Source organism: Microbacterium sp. HMH0099 (genome assembly GCF_049384025.1).
In the GTDB taxonomy this organism is placed as follows: Bacteria; Actinomycetota; Actinomycetes; order Actinomycetales; family Microbacteriaceae; genus Microbacterium.
This window is the reverse complement of the sequence record NZ_JBMRJR010000012.1, coordinates 1-599: the sequence shown is the minus strand read 5'-3', so window position 1 is coordinate 599 and position 599 is coordinate 1. Positions and strand designations below refer to the sequence as shown.

Sequence of the window (599 nt, the reverse complement as noted above, 5' to 3'; positions counted from 1 at the left end):
CGCGGCTCGGAGGCCCCTGCCGCGGGCAAGACGACGATCGCTGATGGTGTGGTGGGCAAGGTCGCGGGTATCGCGGCGCGTGAGGTCTCGGGCGTGTACGCCCTGGGTGGCGGCGGTGCCCGTGCCCTGGGTGCGATCCGCGATGCGATCAACGCCACCGACCTGACCCAGGGTGTGAAGGTCGAAGTGGGCGAGACCCAGGCCGCGGCCGATGTGACGATCGTGGTCGAGTACGGCGCCCCGATCCAGGACGTCGCCGACGAGGTCCGCGCCCGCGTCGCCGGCGCCATCCACCGCCTGGTCGGCCTCGAGGTCGTCGAGGTCAACGTCGATGTCAACGACGTCCACATCCCGGGCGACGACGACAACGACGACGACGACAAGCGCGTCCAGTGAGCCCGGCCCTGACCGGCGCGCTGGCCGGCCTCGTCCTGGCCGTCTCCGCGCTGATCTTCGGCTTCTGGGGCTTCATCCTGGTCGCTCTGTTCATCGCCATCGGCGCCGTGGTGGGCCGTGTGATGTCGGGCCAGATCGACATCCGCAACGTCGTCAACGCCTTCACCGGGCGGAGCACGTCATGACCACCGCACTCACCGGGG

General features: G+C 70.1%; 2 protein-coding genes. Both read left to right on the top strand.

Going from position 1 to position 599, the window contains the following annotated elements; all coding sequences use genetic code 11:
- A partial coding sequence (locus ACO03V_RS16135) for an Asp23/Gls24 family envelope stress response protein (protein WP_423138345.1) occupies window positions 1-396 on the top strand: 396 nt, incomplete at its 5' end.
- Window positions 393-581, top strand: coding sequence for a DUF2273 domain-containing protein (locus ACO03V_RS16130; RefSeq protein ID WP_423138344.1), 189 nt, complete (start codon window positions 393-395; stop codon window positions 579-581). The genes ACO03V_RS16135 and ACO03V_RS16130, both read left to right, overlap by 4 nt.
- The last annotated feature ends 18 nt before the right edge of the window (window positions 582-599 follow it).